Origin of the sequence: Syntrophotalea acetylenivorans (assembly GCF_001887775.1) — a bacterium.
GTDB lineage: Bacteria > Desulfobacterota > Desulfuromonadia > Desulfuromonadales > Syntrophotaleaceae > Syntrophotalea_A > Syntrophotalea_A acetylenivorans.
This window is the reverse complement of the sequence record NZ_CP015519.1, coordinates 1621356-1640553: the sequence shown is the minus strand read 5'-3', so window position 1 is coordinate 1640553 and position 19198 is coordinate 1621356. Positions and strand designations below refer to the sequence as shown.

Sequence of the window (19198 nt, the reverse complement as noted above, 5' to 3'; positions counted from 1 at the left end):
ATGCTGCTGATGCTCGATAACTACGACTCCTTTACCTACAATCTGGTGCAATATTTCCAGGAACTCGGCGAAGAGGTAAAAGTCTTTCGGAACGATAAGATTACGGTAGACGAGATTGCCGCCTTGCAGCCCCGGCGCCTGGTGGTTTCCCCCGGCCCCTGTTCTCCTGCCGAGGCCGGAATTTCGGTAAGTGCCATTCAACAGCTGGCCGGCAAGCTTCCTATCCTGGGGGTTTGTCTCGGCCATCAATCCATGGCCTATGCCTTTGGTGGCCGCGTGATTCGCGCGAAAAACCTGATGCATGGCAAGACCAGTCCTGTTTACCATGACCATCGAGGATTGTTTAAAGGGTTGTCCTGTCCTTTCGATGCGACTCGTTATCACTCGCTTATCGTTGAACGGGCTACGTTGCCGGCCGATTTTGAAATCAGCGCCTGGACCGAGGCCGATGAGATCATGGGGATGCGTCACCGAAACCTGCCTCTTTGGGGAGTGCAGTTTCATCCCGAGTCGATTCTGACGGTTGAAGGTAAACGTCTGCTGCATAATTTCCTAGAAATGACCTGAACACTGTTCAGGCGCAGGTACTGTCTTTGTTGAGGCGTCCATGATTAAACAAGCAATTGCCATGCTGGTGGAACAGCACGACCTGGCCGAATCCATGATGGTCGACGTCATGGAACAGATTATGGGTGGGGAAGCGACTCCGGCCCAGGTCGGTGCCTTTATCGTCGCCCTGCGCATGAAAGGTGAAACGATCGAGGAAATCACCGGTGCGGCTCGAGTTATGCGGGCCCATGCCACCCCGGTAAGGGTTGGCAAGGTGCTGGATATGGACCGTGAGGAGATCAATTCCGACCGGGAAACGATTCTCGATACCTGCGGTACCGGAGGCAGCGGAACCAAAAGCTTCAATATCTCCACAACGGTCGCCTTCGTGGTTGCAGCCTGTGGTGTTAAGGTAGCGAAACACGGTAACCGCAGTATCTCATCTGCTTGCGGTAGTGCCGATGTCCTGGAGTGTCTCGGTGTCAAACTCGATATTTCCGTTGCCAAGGTTGAATCTTGCGTCAATACCCTTGGAGTCGGTTTCCTGTTTGCACCGGCCTTGCACGGGGCCATGCGTCATGCCATCGGACCTCGTAGAGAAATTGGTGTTCGGACCATTTTTAATATTTTGGGGCCACTGACCAACCCGGCCGGAGCCGACCGACAAGTGCTTGGAGTCTATCGCGAAGGTTTAGTTGAACCGCTGGCCCAGGTTCTAAGTCGACTCGGTTGTAAACGGGGTTTTGTCGTACACGGGCTCGACGGCATGGATGAAGTGACCTTGACCGGGCCGACCCGCGTGGCCGAAATTAATGGGGAAGCGGTACGCCTGTATACTGTTGAGCCGGAGGATTTTACCCTGTCGCGCTGCAAACTGACCGACTTGCAGGGTGGCGACGCGGTAGTCAATGCCGATTTGGTTCAGGCGGTGTTGCAAGGAGAGCAGGGGCCGCGCAGGGATGTGGTCCTGTTGAACAGTGCCTTTGCCCTTTTGGCGGCAGACCGGGTTAGCGATATCCAGGCCGGTATCGAGCGGGCTGCCGAAGCTATCGACAGCGGTCGGGCCCTGTCCAAGCTCAACGATCTTATCAGGATGACCAACCAGTGATACTCGATGAAATTCTTCAGCACAAGCGCGGCGAGGTAAATGACCAGTGCCAGGCAGTGCCACTGACCCTGTTGCAGGAACGCATTGCGCAGCAAGGTAAGCCCCGTGGTTTTGCAGCTGCCTTACGGCAGCAGTCGACAGTCGGTACGGCGATCATTGCCGAGGTTAAAAAGGGATCTCCCTCCAAGGGGATCATTCGCGCCGATTTTGATCCGTGCGATATTGCAAGGCGTTATCAGGCCGGTGGTGCCACCTGTTTGTCCGTTCTCACCGATCAACGCTTTTTTATGGGATCTCTGGCCTATCTGGAGGCAATTGCTGAAATTGTTTCCCTGCCACTGTTGCGTAAAGACTTTGTGATCGATCCCTATCAAGTTTATGAAGCTCGCGCAGCCGGAGCCGATGCGGTGTTGTTGATTGCCGCCGCCCTTGCGCAAGATGTTTTGAGCGATCTGGTCTCGGTGGCTTCGGATCTGGATCTGGATGTTTTGCTCGAAGTGCATAATGAGGGTGAGCTGGAGAGGGCCTTGCAGCTACCCGTGGAGTTGATCGGTGTGAACAATCGGAATCTGAAAACTTTTCATACCGACCTGGCGGTTACCGAACGCTTGTTGCCGCTGGTTCCTGCGGATCGTTTGGTGGTGGCCGAAAGTGGCCTGCGCTGCCGGGCTGATATCCGCCGTTTGCAGCAGGCCGGAGCCGGGGCTTTCCTGATCGGAGAAAGTCTGATGCGAGAAGCGGATTTCGAGCAAAAGCTGCAGGAGCTGTTGCACGACTAGTTCTGGTTTCCCCCTTTCTTTTTCTCTGACCTTTGCCTAGCGTTCACCAGGAGAATCGAATGCAGACCAAGATTTTGTTGCAAGACCACCAGATCCCTAAACATTGGTACAATGTCGCTGCCGACTTGGATAGTTCTCCGGCGCCGATTCTTCATCCTGGCACTCTGGCCCCGGTCGGCCCGGAAGACTTGACCTCCATTTTCCCCATGTCGTTGATCGAACAGGAAGTCAGCCGCGAGCGCTGGATAGAGATCCCCGAAGAAGTACAGAAAATATATCAGCTCTGGCGACCGTCTCCTCTGTATCGTGCTCACCGCCTCGAAGCGGCTTTAAAAACGCCGGCGCGCATCTATTATAAATACGAGGGGGTATCTCCGGCCGGCTCTCATAAGCCCAACAGCGCTATTCCCCAGGCTTATTACAACAAAATGGCGGGGATCAAACGTCTGGCTACCGAAACCGGCGCCGGTCAGTGGGGCTGTTCGCTCTCTTTGGCCAATTCATACTTCGGCCTGGAAACGACGGTCTATATGGTACGGGTCAGTTACGGTCAGAAACCTTATCGCAAGAACCTGATGGAACTGTGGGGCGCTGAGGTTATCCCTTCGCCGAGCAATCGTACCGAGGCCGGCCGGCGCATGTTGGCCGAAGCCCCGGATACCACCGGCTCGTTGGGTATGGCCATCAGCGAGGCGGTGGAGGATGCCGCCAGCCACAGCGATACCAACTATGCTCTCGGCAGCGTTTTGAATCACGTTTGTCTGCATCAGACGGTCATTGGCCTGGAAGCCATCGAACAGCTGAAGCTGGTCGAGGACTATCCCGATGTGGTCATCGGTTGCTGCGGTGGCGGCAGCAATCTGGCTGGGCTGACCTTTCCCTTTGTGAGGGACAAAATCAATGGCAAACAGATTCGTCTGCTGGCAGTCGAGCCGAACTCCTGTCCGACCCTGACCAAGGGGAGTTATGCCTTTGATTTCGGCGATACGGCCAAGCTGACGCCGATCACCAAAATGTATACCTTGGGCCACGACTTTGTGCCGCCCGGCATTCATGCCGGAGGACTGCGTTATCATGGTGCCAGCGCTCTGGTCAGTCAGTTGCACCACGAAGGCATTATCGAGGCGGCGGCGCTACCCCAGACTGCTTGCTTTGAAGGCGCGGTGATGTTTGCCCGTACCGAAGGGATCGTGCCGGCACCCGAATCATCCCACGCTATTCGAGCTGCCATCGACGAAGCGGTCAAGGCACGGGAAGAAGGCCAGCAGCGTACTATTTTATTCAACCTCTCTGGCCATGGCCATTTCGACATGTCCTCTTATGAAGCCTACCTGGGTGGGCAGTTAGAGGATTACGCCTATCCGGAAGAAAACATTGCCGCCTCTCTGGCCAAATTGCCGCAGGTGAAGTGATGGTCGGTGCGGAGGGCATGGTGCCAGCGCTCACACCACGGGTCAAGATCTGCGGCATTACCTCGGTCGAGGACGGGCTGCATGCCGCCCGTTGTGGGGCCGATGCCCTGGGTTTGGTCTTTTACCCTGAAAGTGCCCGCTGCGTCACTGCTGAACAGGCTCGCCGAATCGTCGCTGCCTTGCCGCCGCTGGTGACTACTGTTGGCCTGTTTGTTAATCACCCGGCTCGGGAAATTACCGACATCGCCCGCTTCTGTGGTCTCGACGTGTTGCAGTTGCATGGTGACGAAACACCGGAACAATGTCAGTTGCCGCCCTGGCGAGTGATCAAGGCCTTGCGCGTTCGGGACCAGCAGAGCTTGGACGATATTGCAGCTTACCAAGTCAGCGGTATGCTACTCGACGCCTGGCAAGCCGATAGCTACGGGGGTACCGGCCATTGTTTCAATTGGCAGTTGGCCGTACAGGCGGCGCAGCAAAGGCCGATTATTCTGGCCGGCGGACTCACGCCCGCCAATGTGGCTGAGGCGGTAAAAACGGTACGCCCCTATGCCATTGATGTCTCGAGCGGCGTGGAAAGCGCCCCCGGTCGCAAGGACCCCGAACTGGTGGCGGCCTTTATTCGTAACGCCAAACATTTTACGGAGTAGTTCATGTACCCATATCCGGATGCGAACGGGCATTTCGGTCCCTTCGGCGGTCGTTATGTGGCTGAGACCTTGATGCCGTCCCTCGAAGAGCTCGACCAGGCCTATCGAGAAGCCCAGAACGATCCGACGTTTCAGGAGGAGTTCGAGTATTATCTTCGCCAATACGTCGGCCGACCCAGCCCCCTTTACTATGCGCGACGATTAAGTGATCATCTCGGCGGTGCCAGGATCTATCTGAAGCGGGAAGACCTTAACCATACCGGAGCCCACAAGGTCAACAATACCGTTGGGCAGGCCTTGCTGGCACGACGAATGGGAAAAAAACGGGTGATCGCCGAGACCGGTGCCGGTCAACATGGGGTGGCAACAGCTACCGTGGCCGCTTTGTTCGGCATGGAATGCGAAGTCTTTATGGGCACAGAGGATATTCGTCGCCAGAGCCTCAATGTGTTTCGTATGAAACTGCTTGGTGCCAAGGTGACGGGAGTGACCAGCGGTACGGCGACCCTCAAGGATGCAATGAACGAGGCTATCCGTCACTGGGTGACCCGGGTAAGGGATACTTTTTACGTTATCGGTACGGTGGCCGGACCGCACCCATATCCGGCCATGGTTCGGGACTTTCAGTCTGTGATCGGCCGAGAAGCCCGCAGTCAAATTCTGCAGGCCGAAGGCCGGCTGCCCGATTACGCTGTGGCTTGTATCGGCGGCGGCTCCAATGCCATGGGATTATTTCACCCGTTTATAGGGGATGAGAGCGTCCGACTGCTCGGTGTCGAAGCTGCCGGACTCGGAGTCGATAGCGGCAAGCATGCCGCCAGCATCGGTGCCGGCCGGGTCGGCGTTCTGCACGGCAACAAGACCTATCTGCTGCAGGACGAGCAGGGTCAGATAGAACATGCTCACTCTATTTCCGCCGGCCTCGACTATCCCGGGGTCGGTCCGGAACATTCGCATCTCCACGACATTGGCCGCGCCGAATATCAGTCGGTGACCGATGACGAAGCTTTGGAAGCCTTTCAGACGCTAACCAAGCTTGAAGGGATCATCCCTGCTCTGGAGAGCGCCCACGCAATAGCCCAGGTGATGAAGTTGGCTCCGACCTTGCGCCAGGACCAACTGGTAGTGGTCTGCCTGTCCGGGCGCGGCGATAAGGATATTCATACTGTGGCTGAGGCCATGGGTGTGGAATTTAACTGACAGGACCCTATAATGAAATTTACCGAACTGGATTTGCCGCAACCGGTGCTCAAGGGTATCGAGGCGGTCGGATTTACCGATCTGACCCCGGTTCAAGAAGAGTCCATCCCGCTGGCTTTGGCGGGTAAGGATGTTGCCGGCCAAGCCCAGACGGGCACCGGCAAAACAGCCGCCTTTTTAATCGCGCTCTTTACGCGCCTTTTGCAGAGCAAGAGCAAGACCAGCAACAATCCCCGTGCTCTGATTATCGCACCAACCCGCGAGTTGGTGGTGCAGATCTGGGAGGATGCCAAGGGACTCGGCGCCTTCTGCCCTTTTAAGTTGCAGCCTATTTTCGGTGGCGTCGACTACGAGAAACAACGCCAGGCTCTTCAGGATGGGGTCGATGTGATTATCGCCACTCCGGGACGGTTGATCGACTACGCCAAGCAGGGCGTGTTCAGCTTTCACCGTATCGAAGCCTTGGTCATTGACGAGGCCGACCGCATGTTCGACATGGGCTTTATTAAAGATCTGCGTTATATCATGCGCAAATTGCCGCCCTTTGAAAAACGCCAGACCATGCTCTATTCCGCGACTCTCTCCCATCGGGTCATGGAATTGGCCTACGAATTTATGGATCTGGCGGAAAAAGTCAGCGTTGCCCCCGAACAGGTGACCGCCGAAAGGGTGGAACAGGTACTCTATCATGTAGGTCGGCGGGAGAAATTCGCTCTGCTGCTCGGCTTGATGAAAAAGATGGAAGATCCCTGCCGCATGTTGTTGTTTGTCAATACCAAGCGGGAGGCCGAGCATCTCACCGGACGGCTCAAGGTCAACGGCTACAAGGCCGAGGTTATTTCCGGAGATATCCCGCAGAAGAAGCGCATGCGGATTCTGGACGATTTCAAAGCCAACCGTCTGCACTATCTGGTCGGTACCGATGTCGCCTCCCGTGGAATCCATATCGATGGCGTGACGCATGTGGTTAATTACGACTTGCCCCAGGATCCCGAGGATTACGTCCATCGTATCGGTCGTACCGCCAGGGCCGGAGCCAGCGGCCTGGCTATCAGTTTTGCCGACGAAGACCTGGTTTTTTACCTGAGTGATATCGAAGGTTATATCGGTTTCAGCATTCCCGCGGTATTCCCCGAGAATGAGGACTTCTGTCACGACTATAAACGCTATGTGCCCCGCAAAAAGGTTCCGGCCGATGACCGCCGGCGACCCGCTGAAAAGGGGCGCAAGCCGCCCCGTAGGCGAACTGGTCGCAGCAAGGGAGGGACGAAGCCCGGTGGCGGTTCCTCAGCCAAGTAACCGGGGTCTTGTTGAATTTATGCCCACTGCATCTCTGGACAAGCTCAGCACCTGTCGACAATGTTCGCGCCTGGTAGACTATATGGCCAGCGTCAAGCCGCGTCGTGGTTTGTCCGTGAAAGATTATTGGAACGGGCCGGTAGCCGGTTTCGGAGATCCTGCAGCGCGGGTCTTCCTCGTTGGTTTGGCCCCCGGCGCCCATGGTGCCAATCGCACCGGGCGGCCTTTCACCGGGGATGGTGCTGGCGATTTCATGTATCCGTTACTGCATCAGGCCGGATTTGCCAGCCAGGCCGAGGCCAGTCATGCTGATGACGGTTTGCAGTTGTACGACCTTTATATCAGTAATGCGGTTAAATGCTTGCCGCCGGATAATAAACCGATTGCCGCCGAGTTCGCCAACTGTCGGCCTTATCTGCTCGCCGAGCAGCAGCGTCTGTCTCAGCTCAAGGTGGTGGTGTTGCTCGGGCGTGGTGCTTATGATAGTTATCTGCGTCTCTATCGCGACCTTGGTGAGATTGATCGGTTAAAAGATTATCCCTTTGCTCACGGTGCGGTACATCGATTGCCCAACGGTTTGCAGATCGTTGCCTGCTACCATACCAGCCGCTACAATGTACAGACCGGGCGCATGACGAAGACCATGTTTCTCGAGTTGTTGTCTGTGGTGCGGCAGTTGCTCAGCCAAGAAAACGGTTGAAATGAACAACAAGCTTTCATAAACTTGCAAGGAGACTGTCAGGCTTACCATGAGCCGACTGCAAAATCGCCTGATCGGTCCATATTCTCGACAATTATCGCCAAATAGCCCTGCTATTCGCGCTCAAATTATCGAAAATCTGGCCTCGAACAGCCTACTTTTCGTTTTGGCCCGTCAAGTCCGACAGGCTCCTGGAATTGTGCAATTGAAGGAGGAACATGGGACGCATTCAAGCGACCTTCGAACAACTGAAGCAGCGCGGTGAAACGGCATTGATTCCATTTATTACTGCCGGCGACCCCGATCTTGCTACCACCGAAGAGTTGATTCATACCCTGGTGGAAAACGGAGCAGACCTGATCGAGCTCGGTTTCCCCTTTTCCGATCCCATGGCCGACGGCCCGACCATTCAGGCAGCTTCCGAGAGGGCTCTGGAAAGTGGAACGACGCTGCCCAAGATTCTTGATATGGTGGCGCGGGTCAGGGAACATACCAACGTTCCGATTGTGTTGATGGGCTACTACAACCCTCTATTCAGCTATGGCCCCGAACGCTTTGCCGCCGATGCGGCGGCGGCGGGTGTCGACGGGTTGCTGCTGGTCGACTTGCCGGCGGAGGAGACTGGCGAGATTCGCAGCTATCTTCAGCAGGCCGGCATCTGCCTTATTCAGTTGCTGGCTCCGACCACTCCTCCCCAGCGCATGAAACGGCTGGTGACCGAGGCCGGTGGTTTTGTCTATTTTGTTTCCATGACTGGAGTAACCGGTGCCAGTCAGGTCGATGCCAGCGCCATTGAGCAGCAGGTCACCGATTTGCAACAAATCAGCCCAGTGCCCGTGGCGGTTGGTTTTGGCATATCCTCACCGGCGGATGCTGAGGCGGTCGCTCGTTTTGCGGATGCAGTTGTGGTTGGCAGTGCCCTGGTTAAGGTGGTAGAAGCTTATGGTAAATCGCCTGAATTGCCAGCCAAGGTTGGGGCCTTTGTTCGCTCGCTGAAAGATGGCTTGCGGTAGCGTTGCTGGAAGTCTGCTTTATATAAGGAAAAGAGATGGCTTGGTTTAGAAAATCCAAGGCACCGATAGTGCCGATTGAAACCAAAAAACGCACAATGCCTGAAGGGGTATGGAAAAAATGCCCTAATTGTCAGGAAATCATCTACGCCAAAGAAATTGAGCGCAACCTCAATGTCTGTCCCAAATGCGATTATCATTTTCGTATTTCGGCTCGTGAACGTATTGCCCTGATTCTCGATGAAGGTTCCTTTTCTGAGATGGATACGGGGATGAAATCCGTTGACTTTCTCGAGTTTAAGGACAGTAAACGCTATAAGGATCGTCTTAAGGCCTCAACCAAAAAATGTGGCAGCTCTTCGGCATTGGTCTCCGGAACCGGTACTATTGAGGAGTTGCCCGTGGTGGTGGCGGTCTTTGACTTTGCCTTTCTGGGCGGCAGCATGGGGTCGGTGGTAGGAGAAAAGATCACCCGGGCTATTGAGAAGGCTTTGGCAGAGCGTTGCCCCTGTATCATTTTTTCCTCTTCCGGTGGTGCCCGCATGCAAGAGAGTATCCTGTCTCTGATGCAGATGGCTAAGACCAGTGCCGCTCTTTCCCGGCTTAAAGAGGCGGGCTTACCCTTTGTTTCGGTATTGACCGATCCGACTACCGGCGGGGTTACGGCCAGTTTTGCCATGCTTGGCGATATCAACATGGCCGAACCTAGGGCTTTAATCGGCTTTGCCGGTCCACGGGTTATTGAACAGACGATTCGCCAGAAGCTGCCGGACGGCTTCCAGCGTTCCGAATATCTGCTTGAGCACGGCATGGTCGACATGATCGTACGCCGACCGGAGATGAAGCAGCGCCTTGCCCAAATTCTGCGCATCTTCACCAAGAACTAAAGTTATGGACTACCGGGAGAGCCTCGACTATCTCTACGGCCTCCAGAAGTTTGGTATCAAGCTAGGCCTGGATAATATTCTCCATATTCTGGGCCGGTTGCATCATCCCGACCGGGCTTACCCTATCGTCCATGTAGCGGGTAGCAACGGTAAAGGTTCGGTTTGCGCCGGGCTCTCTTCCATTCTGATTCAGGCCGGCCGACGAACCGGTCTGTACAGTTCCCCCCATCTACATTCCTTCACCGAGCGTATTCGAATCGACGGGCAGGCGATCAGCGAAACAGAGGCGGTCGCCTTGATCGAATCGGTTCGGGCTGTCTGCGATGGCATTCCGGTTACCTTTTTTGAATTTACCACCGCGATGGCGCTGTTACACTTTAAGCACCAAGAAGTTGATGTGGCAATTCTAGAGGTCGGCATGGGCGGCCGACTCGATGCAACCAACGCGGTGCAACCTGCGGTAACGGTCATCACCCCGATCTGTTTGGACCACAGTGAACATCTCGGTGCCGACCTGACGTCAATCTCTGCCGAAAAAGCAGGTATTATAAAGCCGAAAATTCCCCTCGTGGTCGGCCAGCAGCAACCCGCCGCTCTACAGGTCATTAATTCAAGGGCTAAGGAACTACAAGCTCCGGTGGTTTGTTACGGCCGAGATTTTACGGTGAAGACAGTAGATAATGGTTTTGATTACCAGGGAATTGGGCTTTCCTTGACTGGTTTGAAAAGCGGCCTGCACGGGGTTCATCAGCATCATAATCTGGGCGTGGCCCTGGCGACGGCTGAACTCTTGCAACGCCAGGGATTGGATTTGCCGACGATCTCCCTGCAGGATGGCGTGGCCGCAGCGCGCTGGCCCGGTCGTCTCGAATGGTGGCAAGAGGAACGGACGGTACTTCTCGACGGCGCCCATAATGAAGGGGGGGCCAAGGTATTGGCGGCCTATCTTGAATCCCTGTCTGTCGCTGGAATTCGCTGGGTAGTGGGTGCCAAGGCAACCAAGGACATTGCCAATATTTTAAGTCCTGTGCTCCCATTGGTCGATAGCCTTTACTGCACCGTGCCTCCCGTTGAGGAGGCAATTCCTGCAGAGAGCATAGCTCAGATAGCGGTTGAGGCCGGAGTGCAGGCTTGTTGTTTTGGCGATTTGGCGTCCGCCTTGACTGCGGCCCTTGCCGATCGTCAGCAGGGGGAAATTGTTATGGTGGCAGGCTCCTTGTTTCTGGTGGCTGCCGCCCGTGAGTATTTAATGACTCTGGAAGGGGCATAAAAGTGATGCGAATTAAGATGTTCCGGTATCTTTCGCTTGCAGTCTGTATGCTGGTCTGTTCGGTTCCATTGGCTTTCGGAGCCGAACCCGAGAAGAATAGTTCTCAGGAACCGGTGCAGCTTGAAGCGGAGGAACTGGTTTTTGATCAGGCTTCCGGTACCTATCTGGCGGAACGCGAAGTTGTACTCCGGCAGGGGGGACAGGAGTTAAAGGCCGACCGGGTGCGGTGGAAGGACGAGACCAGCGAGGCCGAAGCTTTTGGCGATGTCCATTTCAGCGGTCCCGATGGTGAATTGTTCGGCGACGAAATGTTTCTTAATCTCGCCAGCGGTCAGGGGCAGGTCGCCAATGGGCGAATCCTGGTTCACGACCCTAAATTTCACATTTCCGGCACTACCATTGCCAAAACAGGTGAACGCAGCTACCGGGTGGAAGAGGGTACCTTTACCAGTTGTGATGGGCCGGTTCCCTCCTGGAAATTCACGGCCAGTGACCTGGATGTTACGATGGGAGGCTATGCCTGGGCCAAAAATGTTAAATTTCACATTTATGATGTGCCTGTTTTGTACTTGCCGATTATCGGTTATCCGGTCAAAACAGAGCGGGAATCGGGTCTGTTGATTCCAAGCGTTGGTTACTCCGACTCACGTGGCTCGCAGCTCTTTATGAGCTATTATCAGGTGATTGACCGCAATCAGGATGCTACCTTTTATCTCGATTACCTCTCTCGCCTTGGTTTGGGAAAGGGTCTGGAGTACCGCTATATCTTCGGTCATGACAACAGGGGGGCGTTGAAGGGCTATCATGTTAACGGGTTCAGCGGCCACGACGATAGTTTTGCTTTTGATTGGCTTCATCGAGGCACCCTGCCGGGCAGGGTCCGGTTGACCGCCGACGTTGAATATGTTGACAATCGTGAATTCTTTTCAGATTTTGGCGAGGCGGCAGAAGAGTATAACAAGGACAAGGTCGAAACGGTTGTCGCCGCTAATCGTCATTGGGGTAAGAATAACCTCACCGGTCAGGTAAAGTACACCAAAGACCTTGAACAGAGTAACGATGAAACCCTGCAGCGCCTTCCGGAACTCCAGTTCGCACTGCTTAAACGTCGCCTCTGGGGAAGCCCATTCTATTTCGATCTTGATACGAGTGCCGTTCATCTGTGGCGCGAGGAAGGTCTCAAGGGGGCTCGCTTGAGCATGCGTCCGGCCCTGACCGGTGTTTTTCGCCTTGGTGGGGTTGTCGATGTGACTTCCGAGCTCGGTTATCGTGAGCGGCTCTACACCAGTACTCAGGGCGAGGAACGCCACGGACTGTTCGATTTTTCAACCCGGCTCAGTTCCCGCCTGGCGCGAGCCTATGCTGTCGACGTTAAGTCAGTGGATAAAATTCAGCATGTCATGCAGCCTGAAGTCCTTTACCAGTACCGACCTTTTCAGGATCAGTCTGATCTGCCCCAATTTGAGGCCGAGGATTATCTTTACGGACGAAACACCATCAGTTATGGACTGATTAACCGTTTGATAGCCCGTAGTGAAGCGGCGTCCGGTGAGGTTGACTATCGCGAATTTCTCTATTTTCGTTTGGCGCAGGAATTTGATGTCGAGGAGTCTATGCGGCATCCGCTGGCCCCCCAGGGGCAGGGGCGTCCTTTCTCCGATCTGCGGGCTGAGTTTATTCTGCGACCGACTCGTTGGAATTATTTCGATATCGATACGCGCTACGATATCAGCGGCCCGGATAATTTTCTGACTTTTCATGCTGAGACCGGCCTTGTAGACCAAAAGGGCAACGCCCTTTCACTGCGTTACCGTTACAACAGGGACGTCCAAGAATATCTTGCCACCAAGCTGGAGTTGAGCCTCCTCAAACCGATCTATCTAAGCTTCGAAAATCGTCGCGAATTACAGGGTGGGGCTAATCTTGAAAATGTACTCAATCTCGAGTACCGGGCTCAATGTTGGAGTCTCTACCTGACCTGTCGAGATCGTGACGGTGACCAGGAAGTGACGATTAATTTCGCTTTGGCTGGTCTTGATTTCACCTCTCATCCCGGCAGTCGCCGTAAACCTCTATGATCTCCCCTCAGTGGTTTGTCGGCCGAAAGCAGGAGCTGTTTTTGCTATGCTGGAAATCGGAAACTTTCTAAAGATGAAAAGCTAGGACATTATTAGAGGGTTCAAAAAAATATTGACCTTGATTGGCCTTCATGTTAATTAGGTTTGGCAAATGTTTGAATCGGCTAACGCTGGAAGGGTTGTTCCTTGCGGGTTAGCGTGTCTGTCAACCTTTGACTTATGAACATCGGAGGTCACATGAAAAAGTTGTCCAGTTGTCTGCTGATCTTGCTTAGTCTGTTGTTGGTTAATTCCTCAATGCCAGAAGCGAATGCTGCCCCGGCAAAAGATACAACCGTTCAGTCGGTTACAGCTATGGTTAATGTTAATGCGGCTTCGGTCACAGAGCTGCAGACTCTGCCTGGTATCGGCCGGGTTACCGCCCAACGGATTATTGACTATCGCACGGCCAAAGGTCCTTTTGCCACTTTGGAAGATTTGCTAAAGGTTAAAGGCATTGGTCAAAGTACGTTGCAGAAAATCGGTGATCGAATCGTTCTGCAATAACAGTTTATGCTTTTCTGCTACCGTCTTGCGATGCTACCATGCCCGCAGATTGGAGTTGCGGTTTATAGAGAGCTTTGCAGATGGCCGATGAGAAAACAAATGTGCAAACAGAATCAGGGGGGCGGTTGCCTCTGATACCCATTGTGCTGATTCTGATCATTCTTGGTTTTGCCCTGTTTGGCAAAAAAGGGATTTTGCGGACCCTGCAGGCCAGCCGCCATCATGCGGCTCTGGAAGCAGAAGTCCAACAACAGGAAGCGGTTATTCGGCAACTGAAGGAAGAAATTCAATCGTTGCGATCGGACCGGCAATATATTGAGGACATTGCCCGTCGAGAATTAGGCATGGTTAAAGAGGACGAGCTGGTTTACCAGTTTGCTCAAGGTAGCGATAAGGCGAGCGCCGATACGGAATCGCCGGTTCCCCAATAAAATTCTTTTATCAAAGAGCACTTAGCCCCGGTAAATGCCGGGGCTTTTTTGTTTCTTTCTGCGGCGGTTCTTGACAGGTGCAATACCCTGAGGATAACATACACTGCTTAATCTTCCTGAGGCTCTGGCCTCCATCGCCGACCCGGCAAAGGGTATCTTCAGAAACATATTGTGAGCACAGAAAGAAGTTTTCATGAATCAACGTTTGAAACAACATATATGTAACGCTCTACAGATTTGTTATGAGCGAGGCACGCTTAAATCTTCCCATGTTCCTGAGATTGCGCTAGAGGTGCCGGCGCGTGCCGAACATGGAGATTTTTCCACCAATCTTGCGATGGTTTTGGCCCGAGCGGAAAAAATGGCCCCGCGCAAAGTAGCCGAAGCACTCGTTGCCGTTTTGGAAGAAAGCGCAGCGGAGTGGGGGCGGGTAGAAATTGCCGGTCCCGGATTCATCAACTTCCATCTCACTCCCGGTTACTGGTTTGGTATCCTCGATGAAGTGTTTCGTCGTGGTTCTGAGTATGGGCGCAGCAATTTCGGCAAGGGGAAAAAGGTTCAAGTCGAATTTGTCAGTGCCAATCCTACGGGCCCTCTGCATATCGGTCATGGCCGGGGAGCCGCTACGGGCGACGCCGTGGCAGCAGTTCTTTCCGCGGCCGGCTATCAGGTGCAACGTGAATATTATCTCAACGATGCCGGCAACCAGATGCAGACCCTCGGGCGCTCCCTTTTGTTGCGTTACCGGGAACTGCTCGGCGAAACTGTCGATTTTCCGGATGATTGCTATCAGGGCGATTACATCCGTGACCTCGCCAATGAATTCTTGGAGAGCAAGGGCCGTGCTTTGCTGGAACTCTCCGATGAAGAGGCCGTAGAACAGATTGGTTCTTATGGCGGTGGAAGAATTCGTGACGGTATCGACGCGGATCTGGAAGATTTTGGCGTTCGCTTCGATAACTGGTACAGCGAGCAAAGCCTTTATGACCGGGGTGAGGTCGAGAAGGGTATCGCCTTGCTCAAAGAGCGAGGATTGACCTATGAATTAGACGGCGCGACCTGGTTTAAAACCACCGATTTTGGCGATGATAAGGACCGTGTCCTGATTCGTTCCAATGGTGTGACCACTTACTTTGCCTCAGATGTTGCCTATCATAAGGAGAAGTATGAGCGTGGCTTCGATCTGGTGATCGATGTCTGGGGTGCCGATCATCACGGCTATATACCGCGCATGAAGGCGGTTCTGGCTGGCCTGGGAAGGAATACCGACGATCTGCAGTGTATTCTGGTTCAACTGGTAAACCTTTTGCGGGATGGCGAACAGGTGGCGATGAGTACCCGGGCCGGAAAATTTGTCACTCTACGCGAGGTAATTGACGAAGTTGGCAGGGATGCTTGCCGGTTTTTCTTTTTGTCCCGCCGTTCCGACAGCAAGCTCGACTTTGATCTTGAACTGGCCAAGAAACAAAGTAACGAAAATCCGGTATACTATGTCCAGTATGCCCATGCGCGAGTCTGTAGTATCAATCGTAATGCCAGTGATGCCGGGATAGCCTTGCCCGCTGTTGGCGAGGTTGACTTCAGCAAGCTGACCCTTGAAGATGAGCTTGCCCTGGTCAAGCAGCTTTCCCGTTATGGGGAGGTTGTTGAAGCTGCCGCACAACACTTCGAGCCACACCGTGTGGTTTTTTATCTGCAGGACCTGGCGGCCCGCTTCCATTCTTATTACAACAAAGGGCGGGTTCTTATTGACGATATTGAAACCAGCCGCGCCCGGCTTTACCTCATCAACGGGGTACGGATCGTTCTCGAAAACGCCCTCTTGCTCCTTGGGGTTTCTGCACCGGAAAGAATGTAGACAGGAGGTTCTGGAATGGCTCAACAGGTAGTGTCCCGCTCACAGCGGCGAATGGAGAAAAAGCAGACACTCTTCATGGTGTCCACGCTGTTAGTTGTCGGTCTGATTTGTTTTTTTCTTGGCGTAATGGTGGGGAAGAGCGGTGAGCAGAGCGTGGTAGCCGAAGAACATCTACCGATGCAAAAACCGTTGGCCGCCATACCCGATGAGGCTGCAGGGCCCAAGTTGGAGGAAGCTCTTGTTGCACCGGAGACATCAGACGAGCTACAAAGCCCACCGCTGACCTATCATGATACGCTTGCAGAAGGTAAGCAAAACGGCCTCGGCAGCGGAATCAATTTTCCGCCAGAGCCCGCCAGTACTGAACCTGCACCGGACTCGATCAGTCAGCCGCCGGTTGAAACAGTTGAACGCGTCAGGCCCGTTGCGACGCCAAAGCCCGAACCTAAACCAGTAGAGGCTCCTGTAGCCCCCGTTGCTCCGAAGCCGGTGGTCAGTAAGCCCGCGGCTGTTGCCAGTGGCAGTTATCTTGTCCAAGTTGCTGCGGTTAAGCAGCGTCAAGGTGCCGAAGGGTTGCGTGACCGCATGAAAAAGAAGGGGTATGCCGCTTTTGTCGAGGCCGCGGATCTCGGTGCTAAAGGAACTTGGTACCGGGTATATGCCGGTCCTTTTGGCAACAAGTCGGATGCCGACCAGGCCGTTCGTTCACTCAAGGCCGATCGCATTGCATCCGCACCATTAGTAAAACGGCGCTGAGCAGTATTTAGTGTTGACAACCGGTGCGGCAGAGGGTATTATTCCCCTCTTCCAATGACGCGGGGTGGAGCAGTTCGGTAGCTCGTCGGGCTCATAACCCGAAGGTCGCAGGTTCAAATCCTGCCCCCGCTACCAAAAAACATCAAGGGACTTGCCTTTAGGCAGGTCCCTTTTTATTTTTATTGTCCCGTCCTGAAATAAGTTTACAGCTAGGAGGCTTATTTATGGACACAGCAGAAAGTAAGCGGAAGAGACGTACTCAACGTGATTACACCATGGGCTTTAAATTGCAGGTGGTTGCTGCCGTAGAAAAAGGCGACATGACCTACAAGCAGGCTCAGAAGATTTATGGCATCCAGGGCCGCTCGACAGTGTTAAAATGGTTGCGAAAACACGGAAGGCTGGATTGGACCCAACCTGTGAGGATGACCATGCCCAAATCTCCCAAAGCGAAAGAAACTCCCGTACAGAAAATCAAGCGACTCGAGCGCGAACTTGAGGATGAACGTCTTCGCAATCTGTTGTTGAATGAAGTGGTGGATATCCTGGATGCAGAGCACGGAACGGGACTGCGAAAAAAGTATATTGCCAAGGAGCGAGACGCCTTCAAAAACAAAAAGGGCTGAGTCTAAGCCGCGCTTGTAAGCTCCTTGGCATCACCCGGCAAGCCGTTTATCAAAGAGAAAAACGCAGTGAGCAGCGCAGCATAGAGTTGGCCCCCGTCAAGTCAATGGTGATGGAGGTCAGACGGTTTATGCCGCGGCTTGGTACTCGCAAACTGTATTTTTTGTTGAAACCCATGTTTGTTGAGCAGGGAATAAAGTTGGGGCGTGACGCTTTTTTTGACTATTTGAGAGCGCATCAACTGCTGGTGACACCGATCAAGCGCTACACAAAAACGACGCACAGCAAACATTGGATGAAGAAATACCCGAATCGTTTAGGCAGTCAAGAGATCAGTTGTGCCGAACAAGCCTTTGTGAGCGATATTACCTACGTTGAAACGGATGAAGGTGTTCACTATCTATCATTGGTCACAGATGCCTATAGTCGCAAAATCATGGGTTATGAAGTCAGTGACAATATGCGTGCTGACAGGGTCGTAAAAGCTTTACGTCGGGCAGCTAAGCAACGACAGACAAGCCGAGCGTTAATACACCATTCAGACCGAGGTCTACAATATTGTTCAGCGATCTACCAGCAAGAGCTAAAGCGTCATGGTATGACGCCGTCAATGACAGATGGCTATGATTGTTATCAGAACGCTTTGGCCGAGAGGGTAAATGGTATTTTGAAGCAGGAGTTTCTGATCACCAAGTGCCGGACTTTGAGTGAGTTGAAGGGTTTGGTGCGGGAATCCGTCGATACCTACAATCGTCTGAGGCCACACCTCAGCTTAGACATGAAAACACCAGAAGAAGTACATAAGAAAGCCACCTCCGCAAGGGAGGTGGCTTGAAAAAACCGTCAATCTATTTTAGGACGTGACATATGGTTTCGTTCGTTCTCTCCAACCGTTTCGTGGCATGCCTCATATACCTCCGCCCATTTTTATTTCGGATTGCTTAAGGCACATCGGTGTGTAAATCCTGCTTTGCCCCATATTTCCACCAGGTGCTAGAGGGAGATGCGCTCTAAATGCCTGGCAGTGATTGAAACTGTTTCATATGAAAGGCCCCTATTGCGAAATTTCGGCGTTTTCATAGATAACAGCGTCCTCCCATGTAGGTTTTGGTGAAGAAGGGGTTGGAGAGCTTTTCAATGCGAACCTTTTTGCCCGTGCGTGGCGCATGGATGAAGCGACCGTTGCCGATATACATGCCGACATGAGAAACGCGATTGCCGCCGTTGGTGGCAAAGAAAACCAGGTCGCCCCTGACCAGCTTGTTTTTGGCCACCCATCGACCGGCCTTGAACTGGCTGCGGGATACCCGTGGCAGGTTCAGGCCGTTTAGGCGATAGCAGACCATGGTCAAACCGCTGCAATCGAAACCTTTGGCCTGGTCGGTCCCGCCCCAACGGTAGGGAATGCCGATGAAGCGCCGTGCGGTCTTGACCAGTTCATCCCTTAGTTTGTCCTGATTGTTTTTGGGGGTCCGGGAAACGCTGTAACTCTCAGGGATGACAATGAAAAAGTTGTCTATTAGTCCTTGGGAGGAGAGTTGCTCTGCCTGCCCTCGGGCGCTTTTATAGTCGGCGTGGTTACCAAAGCGGACCTTGAATAGACCCGACTGATGTCGAAAGTAAAAGGCGTCGATTCCCCGCTGGTCAAGCAACCGCTCAAAACGTACGGCGTTATCCAGGTTGGCAAAGGCTCCGACCTGGACCGAATAACCCATTCGGCTGAGGGAAGACGGTGCCTGGGTGGGGGAAAACTCAGGTTGTCGATTTTCAAGCAGTTGGCCGATTGGATCGCCCACTGGGGCAGGCCTGATTGCAGGAGTGTGGCTACATCCTGCGAACAAGAATATTCCTAAGGCGAGCAAGCCTAGTTGGGTAAATCGCTGTTGCAGGGCAAGACGGATTCTCATGGCCGCTCCAGTACGGATCTGATGATATGCCTCACCCCGCCTCAATCCCTATGGAATGGGGAAGGCAGGTTTTTGGAGGCAAGTGAATCAACGGCCAACAGGGTATCATAAAGAGCACTAAGCCTAAAAGATCT

The 19198-nt window shown here is 53.6% G+C and carries 18 protein-coding genes and 1 tRNA gene; 18 read left to right on the top strand and 1 reads right to left on the bottom strand.

Translation table 11 applies throughout. The features are described 5' to 3' along the window. The 18 genes from A7E78_RS07455 to A7E78_RS14815 all read left to right on the top strand — a co-directional run bounded on the left by A7E78_RS07455 (nt 1) and on the right by A7E78_RS14815 (nt 17992). Entirely contained in the window at nt 1–567 is a 567-nt protein-coding gene (locus A7E78_RS07455) for an anthranilate synthase component II (protein WP_072283634.1), read from the top strand. Between the two features lie 40 nt (nt 568–607). Next, nucleotides 608–1657, top strand: a complete 1050-nt coding sequence (gene trpD, locus A7E78_RS07450) for an anthranilate phosphoribosyltransferase (protein WP_072283633.1) — start codon at nt 608–610, stop codon at nt 1655–1657. Continuing rightward, nucleotides 1654–2436 (top strand): indole-3-glycerol phosphate synthase TrpC, encoded by a 783-nt coding sequence (trpC, locus tag A7E78_RS07445; RefSeq protein ID WP_072283632.1) that lies wholly within the window; start codon nt 1654–1656, stop codon nt 2434–2436. Before trpD ends, trpC begins: the two co-directional genes overlap by 4 nt. Nucleotides 2437–2495: 59 nt before the next feature. Beyond that, the gene (locus A7E78_RS07440) at nt 2496–3848 is read left to right on the top strand and encodes a TrpB-like pyridoxal phosphate-dependent enzyme (RefSeq protein WP_072283631.1); all 1353 of its coding nucleotides are present in this window, start codon (nt 2496–2498) and stop codon (nt 3846–3848) included. Beyond that, on the top strand, nt 3848–4498 hold the full coding sequence (locus A7E78_RS07435) for a phosphoribosylanthranilate isomerase (protein ID WP_235606713.1): 651 nt from the start codon (nt 3848–3850) through the stop codon (nt 4496–4498). The genes A7E78_RS07440 and A7E78_RS07435 overlap by 1 nt, the downstream gene beginning before the upstream one ends. A gap of 3 nt (nt 4499–4501) precedes the next feature. Continuing rightward, nucleotides 4502–5698, top strand: a complete 1197-nt coding sequence (gene trpB / locus A7E78_RS07430) for a tryptophan synthase subunit beta (RefSeq protein ID WP_072283630.1) — start codon at nt 4502–4504, stop codon at nt 5696–5698. 12 nt (nt 5699–5710) lie between these two features. Beyond that, nucleotides 5711–6997, top strand: coding sequence for a DEAD/DEAH box helicase (locus tag A7E78_RS07425; protein WP_072283629.1), 1287 nt, complete (start codon nt 5711–5713; stop codon nt 6995–6997). A 19-nt stretch (nt 6998–7016) separates the two neighbouring features. Further along, the gene (locus tag A7E78_RS07420) at nt 7017–7697 is read left to right on the top strand and encodes a uracil-DNA glycosylase (RefSeq protein ID WP_072285081.1); all 681 of its coding nucleotides are present in this window, start codon (nt 7017–7019) and stop codon (nt 7695–7697) included. A 218-nt stretch (nt 7698–7915) separates the two neighbouring features. Then, nucleotides 7916–8710: a tryptophan synthase subunit alpha gene (gene trpA / locus A7E78_RS07415; protein ID WP_072283628.1), complete on the top strand. Its 795-nt coding sequence runs from the start codon at nt 7916–7918 to the stop codon at nt 8708–8710. 35 nt (nt 8711–8745) lie between these two features. Further along, entirely contained in the window at nt 8746–9594 is an 849-nt protein-coding gene (gene accD, locus A7E78_RS07410; RefSeq protein WP_072283627.1) for an acetyl-CoA carboxylase, carboxyltransferase subunit beta, read from the top strand. A 4-nt stretch (nt 9595–9598) separates the two neighbouring features. Next, a complete protein-coding gene (locus A7E78_RS07405; RefSeq protein ID WP_072283626.1) occupies nt 9599–10864 on the top strand; it encodes a bifunctional folylpolyglutamate synthase/dihydrofolate synthase in 1266 nt (421 codons plus the stop codon). A 5-nt stretch (nt 10865–10869) separates the two neighbouring features. After that, complete coding sequence (locus A7E78_RS07400) at nt 10870–12942, top strand: LPS-assembly protein LptD (protein ID WP_235606826.1); 2073 nt, start codon at nt 10870–10872, stop codon at nt 12940–12942. Nucleotides 12943–13179: 237 nt separating this feature from the next. Continuing rightward, on the top strand, nt 13180–13488 hold the full coding sequence (locus A7E78_RS07395) for a ComEA family DNA-binding protein (protein WP_072283624.1): 309 nt from the start codon (nt 13180–13182) through the stop codon (nt 13486–13488). 101 nt (nt 13489–13589) lie between these two features. Next, entirely contained in the window at nt 13590–13919 is a 330-nt protein-coding gene (locus tag A7E78_RS07390) for an FtsB family cell division protein (RefSeq protein ID WP_158516085.1), read from the top strand. Between the two features lie 193 nt (nt 13920–14112). Beyond that, complete coding sequence (gene argS, locus A7E78_RS07385; RefSeq protein WP_072283622.1) at nt 14113–15777, top strand: arginine--tRNA ligase; 1665 nt, start codon at nt 14113–14115, stop codon at nt 15775–15777. A gap of 15 nt (nt 15778–15792) precedes the next feature. After that, nucleotides 15793–16533: an SPOR domain-containing protein gene (locus A7E78_RS07380; protein WP_072283621.1), complete on the top strand. Its 741-nt coding sequence runs from the start codon at nt 15793–15795 to the stop codon at nt 16531–16533. A 58-nt stretch (nt 16534–16591) separates the two neighbouring features. Continuing rightward, nucleotides 16592–16668: transfer RNA gene (locus A7E78_RS07375), tRNA-Met, on the top strand. Nucleotides 16669–16757: 89 nt separating this feature from the next. Next, nucleotides 16758–17992, top strand: a protein-coding gene (locus tag A7E78_RS14815) for an IS3 family transposase (protein ID WP_418361387.1) whose coding sequence is annotated in 2 segments (ribosomal slippage) — nt 16758–17126 and nt 17129–17992 — 1233 coding nt in all. Because the reading frame shifts where the segments join, the coding sequence is not laid out codon by codon here. A gap of 241 nt (nt 17993–18233) precedes the next feature. Here the strand turns inward: A7E78_RS14815 and A7E78_RS07360 are convergent. Further along, nucleotides 18234–18953 (bottom strand): C40 family peptidase, encoded by a 720-nt coding sequence (locus A7E78_RS07360; protein ID WP_072283620.1) that lies wholly within the window; start codon nt 18951–18953, stop codon nt 18234–18236. Nucleotides 18954–19198: the final 245 nt, after the last annotated feature.

Excerpts from the sequence above, each read along its gene's own strand:
- A7E78_RS07455 (WP_072283634.1), top strand. The coding sequence starts at position 1 with ATGCTGCTGATGCTCGATAACTACGACTCCTTTACCTACAATCTGGTG.
- trpD (WP_072283633.1), top strand. The coding sequence starts at position 608 with ATGATTAAACAAGCAATTGCCATGCTGGTGGAACAGCACGACCTGGCC.
- A7E78_RS07440 (WP_072283631.1), top strand. The coding sequence starts at position 2,496 with ATGCAGACCAAGATTTTGTTGCAAGACCACCAGATCCCTAAACATTGG.
- A7E78_RS07435 (WP_235606713.1), top strand. The coding sequence starts at position 3,848 with ATGGTCGGTGCGGAGGGCATGGTGCCAGCGCTCACACCACGGGTCAAG.
- trpB (WP_072283630.1), top strand. The coding sequence starts at position 4,502 with ATGTACCCATATCCGGATGCGAACGGGCATTTCGGTCCCTTCGGCGGT.
- A7E78_RS07425 (WP_072283629.1), top strand. The coding sequence starts at position 5,711 with ATGAAATTTACCGAACTGGATTTGCCGCAACCGGTGCTCAAGGGTATC.
- A7E78_RS07420 (WP_072285081.1), top strand. The coding sequence starts at position 7,017 with ATGCCCACTGCATCTCTGGACAAGCTCAGCACCTGTCGACAATGTTCG.
- trpA (WP_072283628.1), top strand. The coding sequence starts at position 7,916 with ATGGGACGCATTCAAGCGACCTTCGAACAACTGAAGCAGCGCGGTGAA.
- accD (WP_072283627.1), top strand. The coding sequence starts at position 8,746 with ATGGCTTGGTTTAGAAAATCCAAGGCACCGATAGTGCCGATTGAAACC.
- A7E78_RS07405 (WP_072283626.1), top strand. The coding sequence starts at position 9,599 with ATGGACTACCGGGAGAGCCTCGACTATCTCTACGGCCTCCAGAAGTTT.
- A7E78_RS07400 (WP_235606826.1), top strand. The coding sequence starts at position 10,870 with ATGCGAATTAAGATGTTCCGGTATCTTTCGCTTGCAGTCTGTATGCTG.
- A7E78_RS07395 (WP_072283624.1), top strand. The coding sequence starts at position 13,180 with ATGAAAAAGTTGTCCAGTTGTCTGCTGATCTTGCTTAGTCTGTTGTTG.
- argS (WP_072283622.1), top strand. The coding sequence starts at position 14,113 with ATGAATCAACGTTTGAAACAACATATATGTAACGCTCTACAGATTTGT.
- A7E78_RS07380 (WP_072283621.1), top strand. The coding sequence starts at position 15,793 with ATGGCTCAACAGGTAGTGTCCCGCTCACAGCGGCGAATGGAGAAAAAG.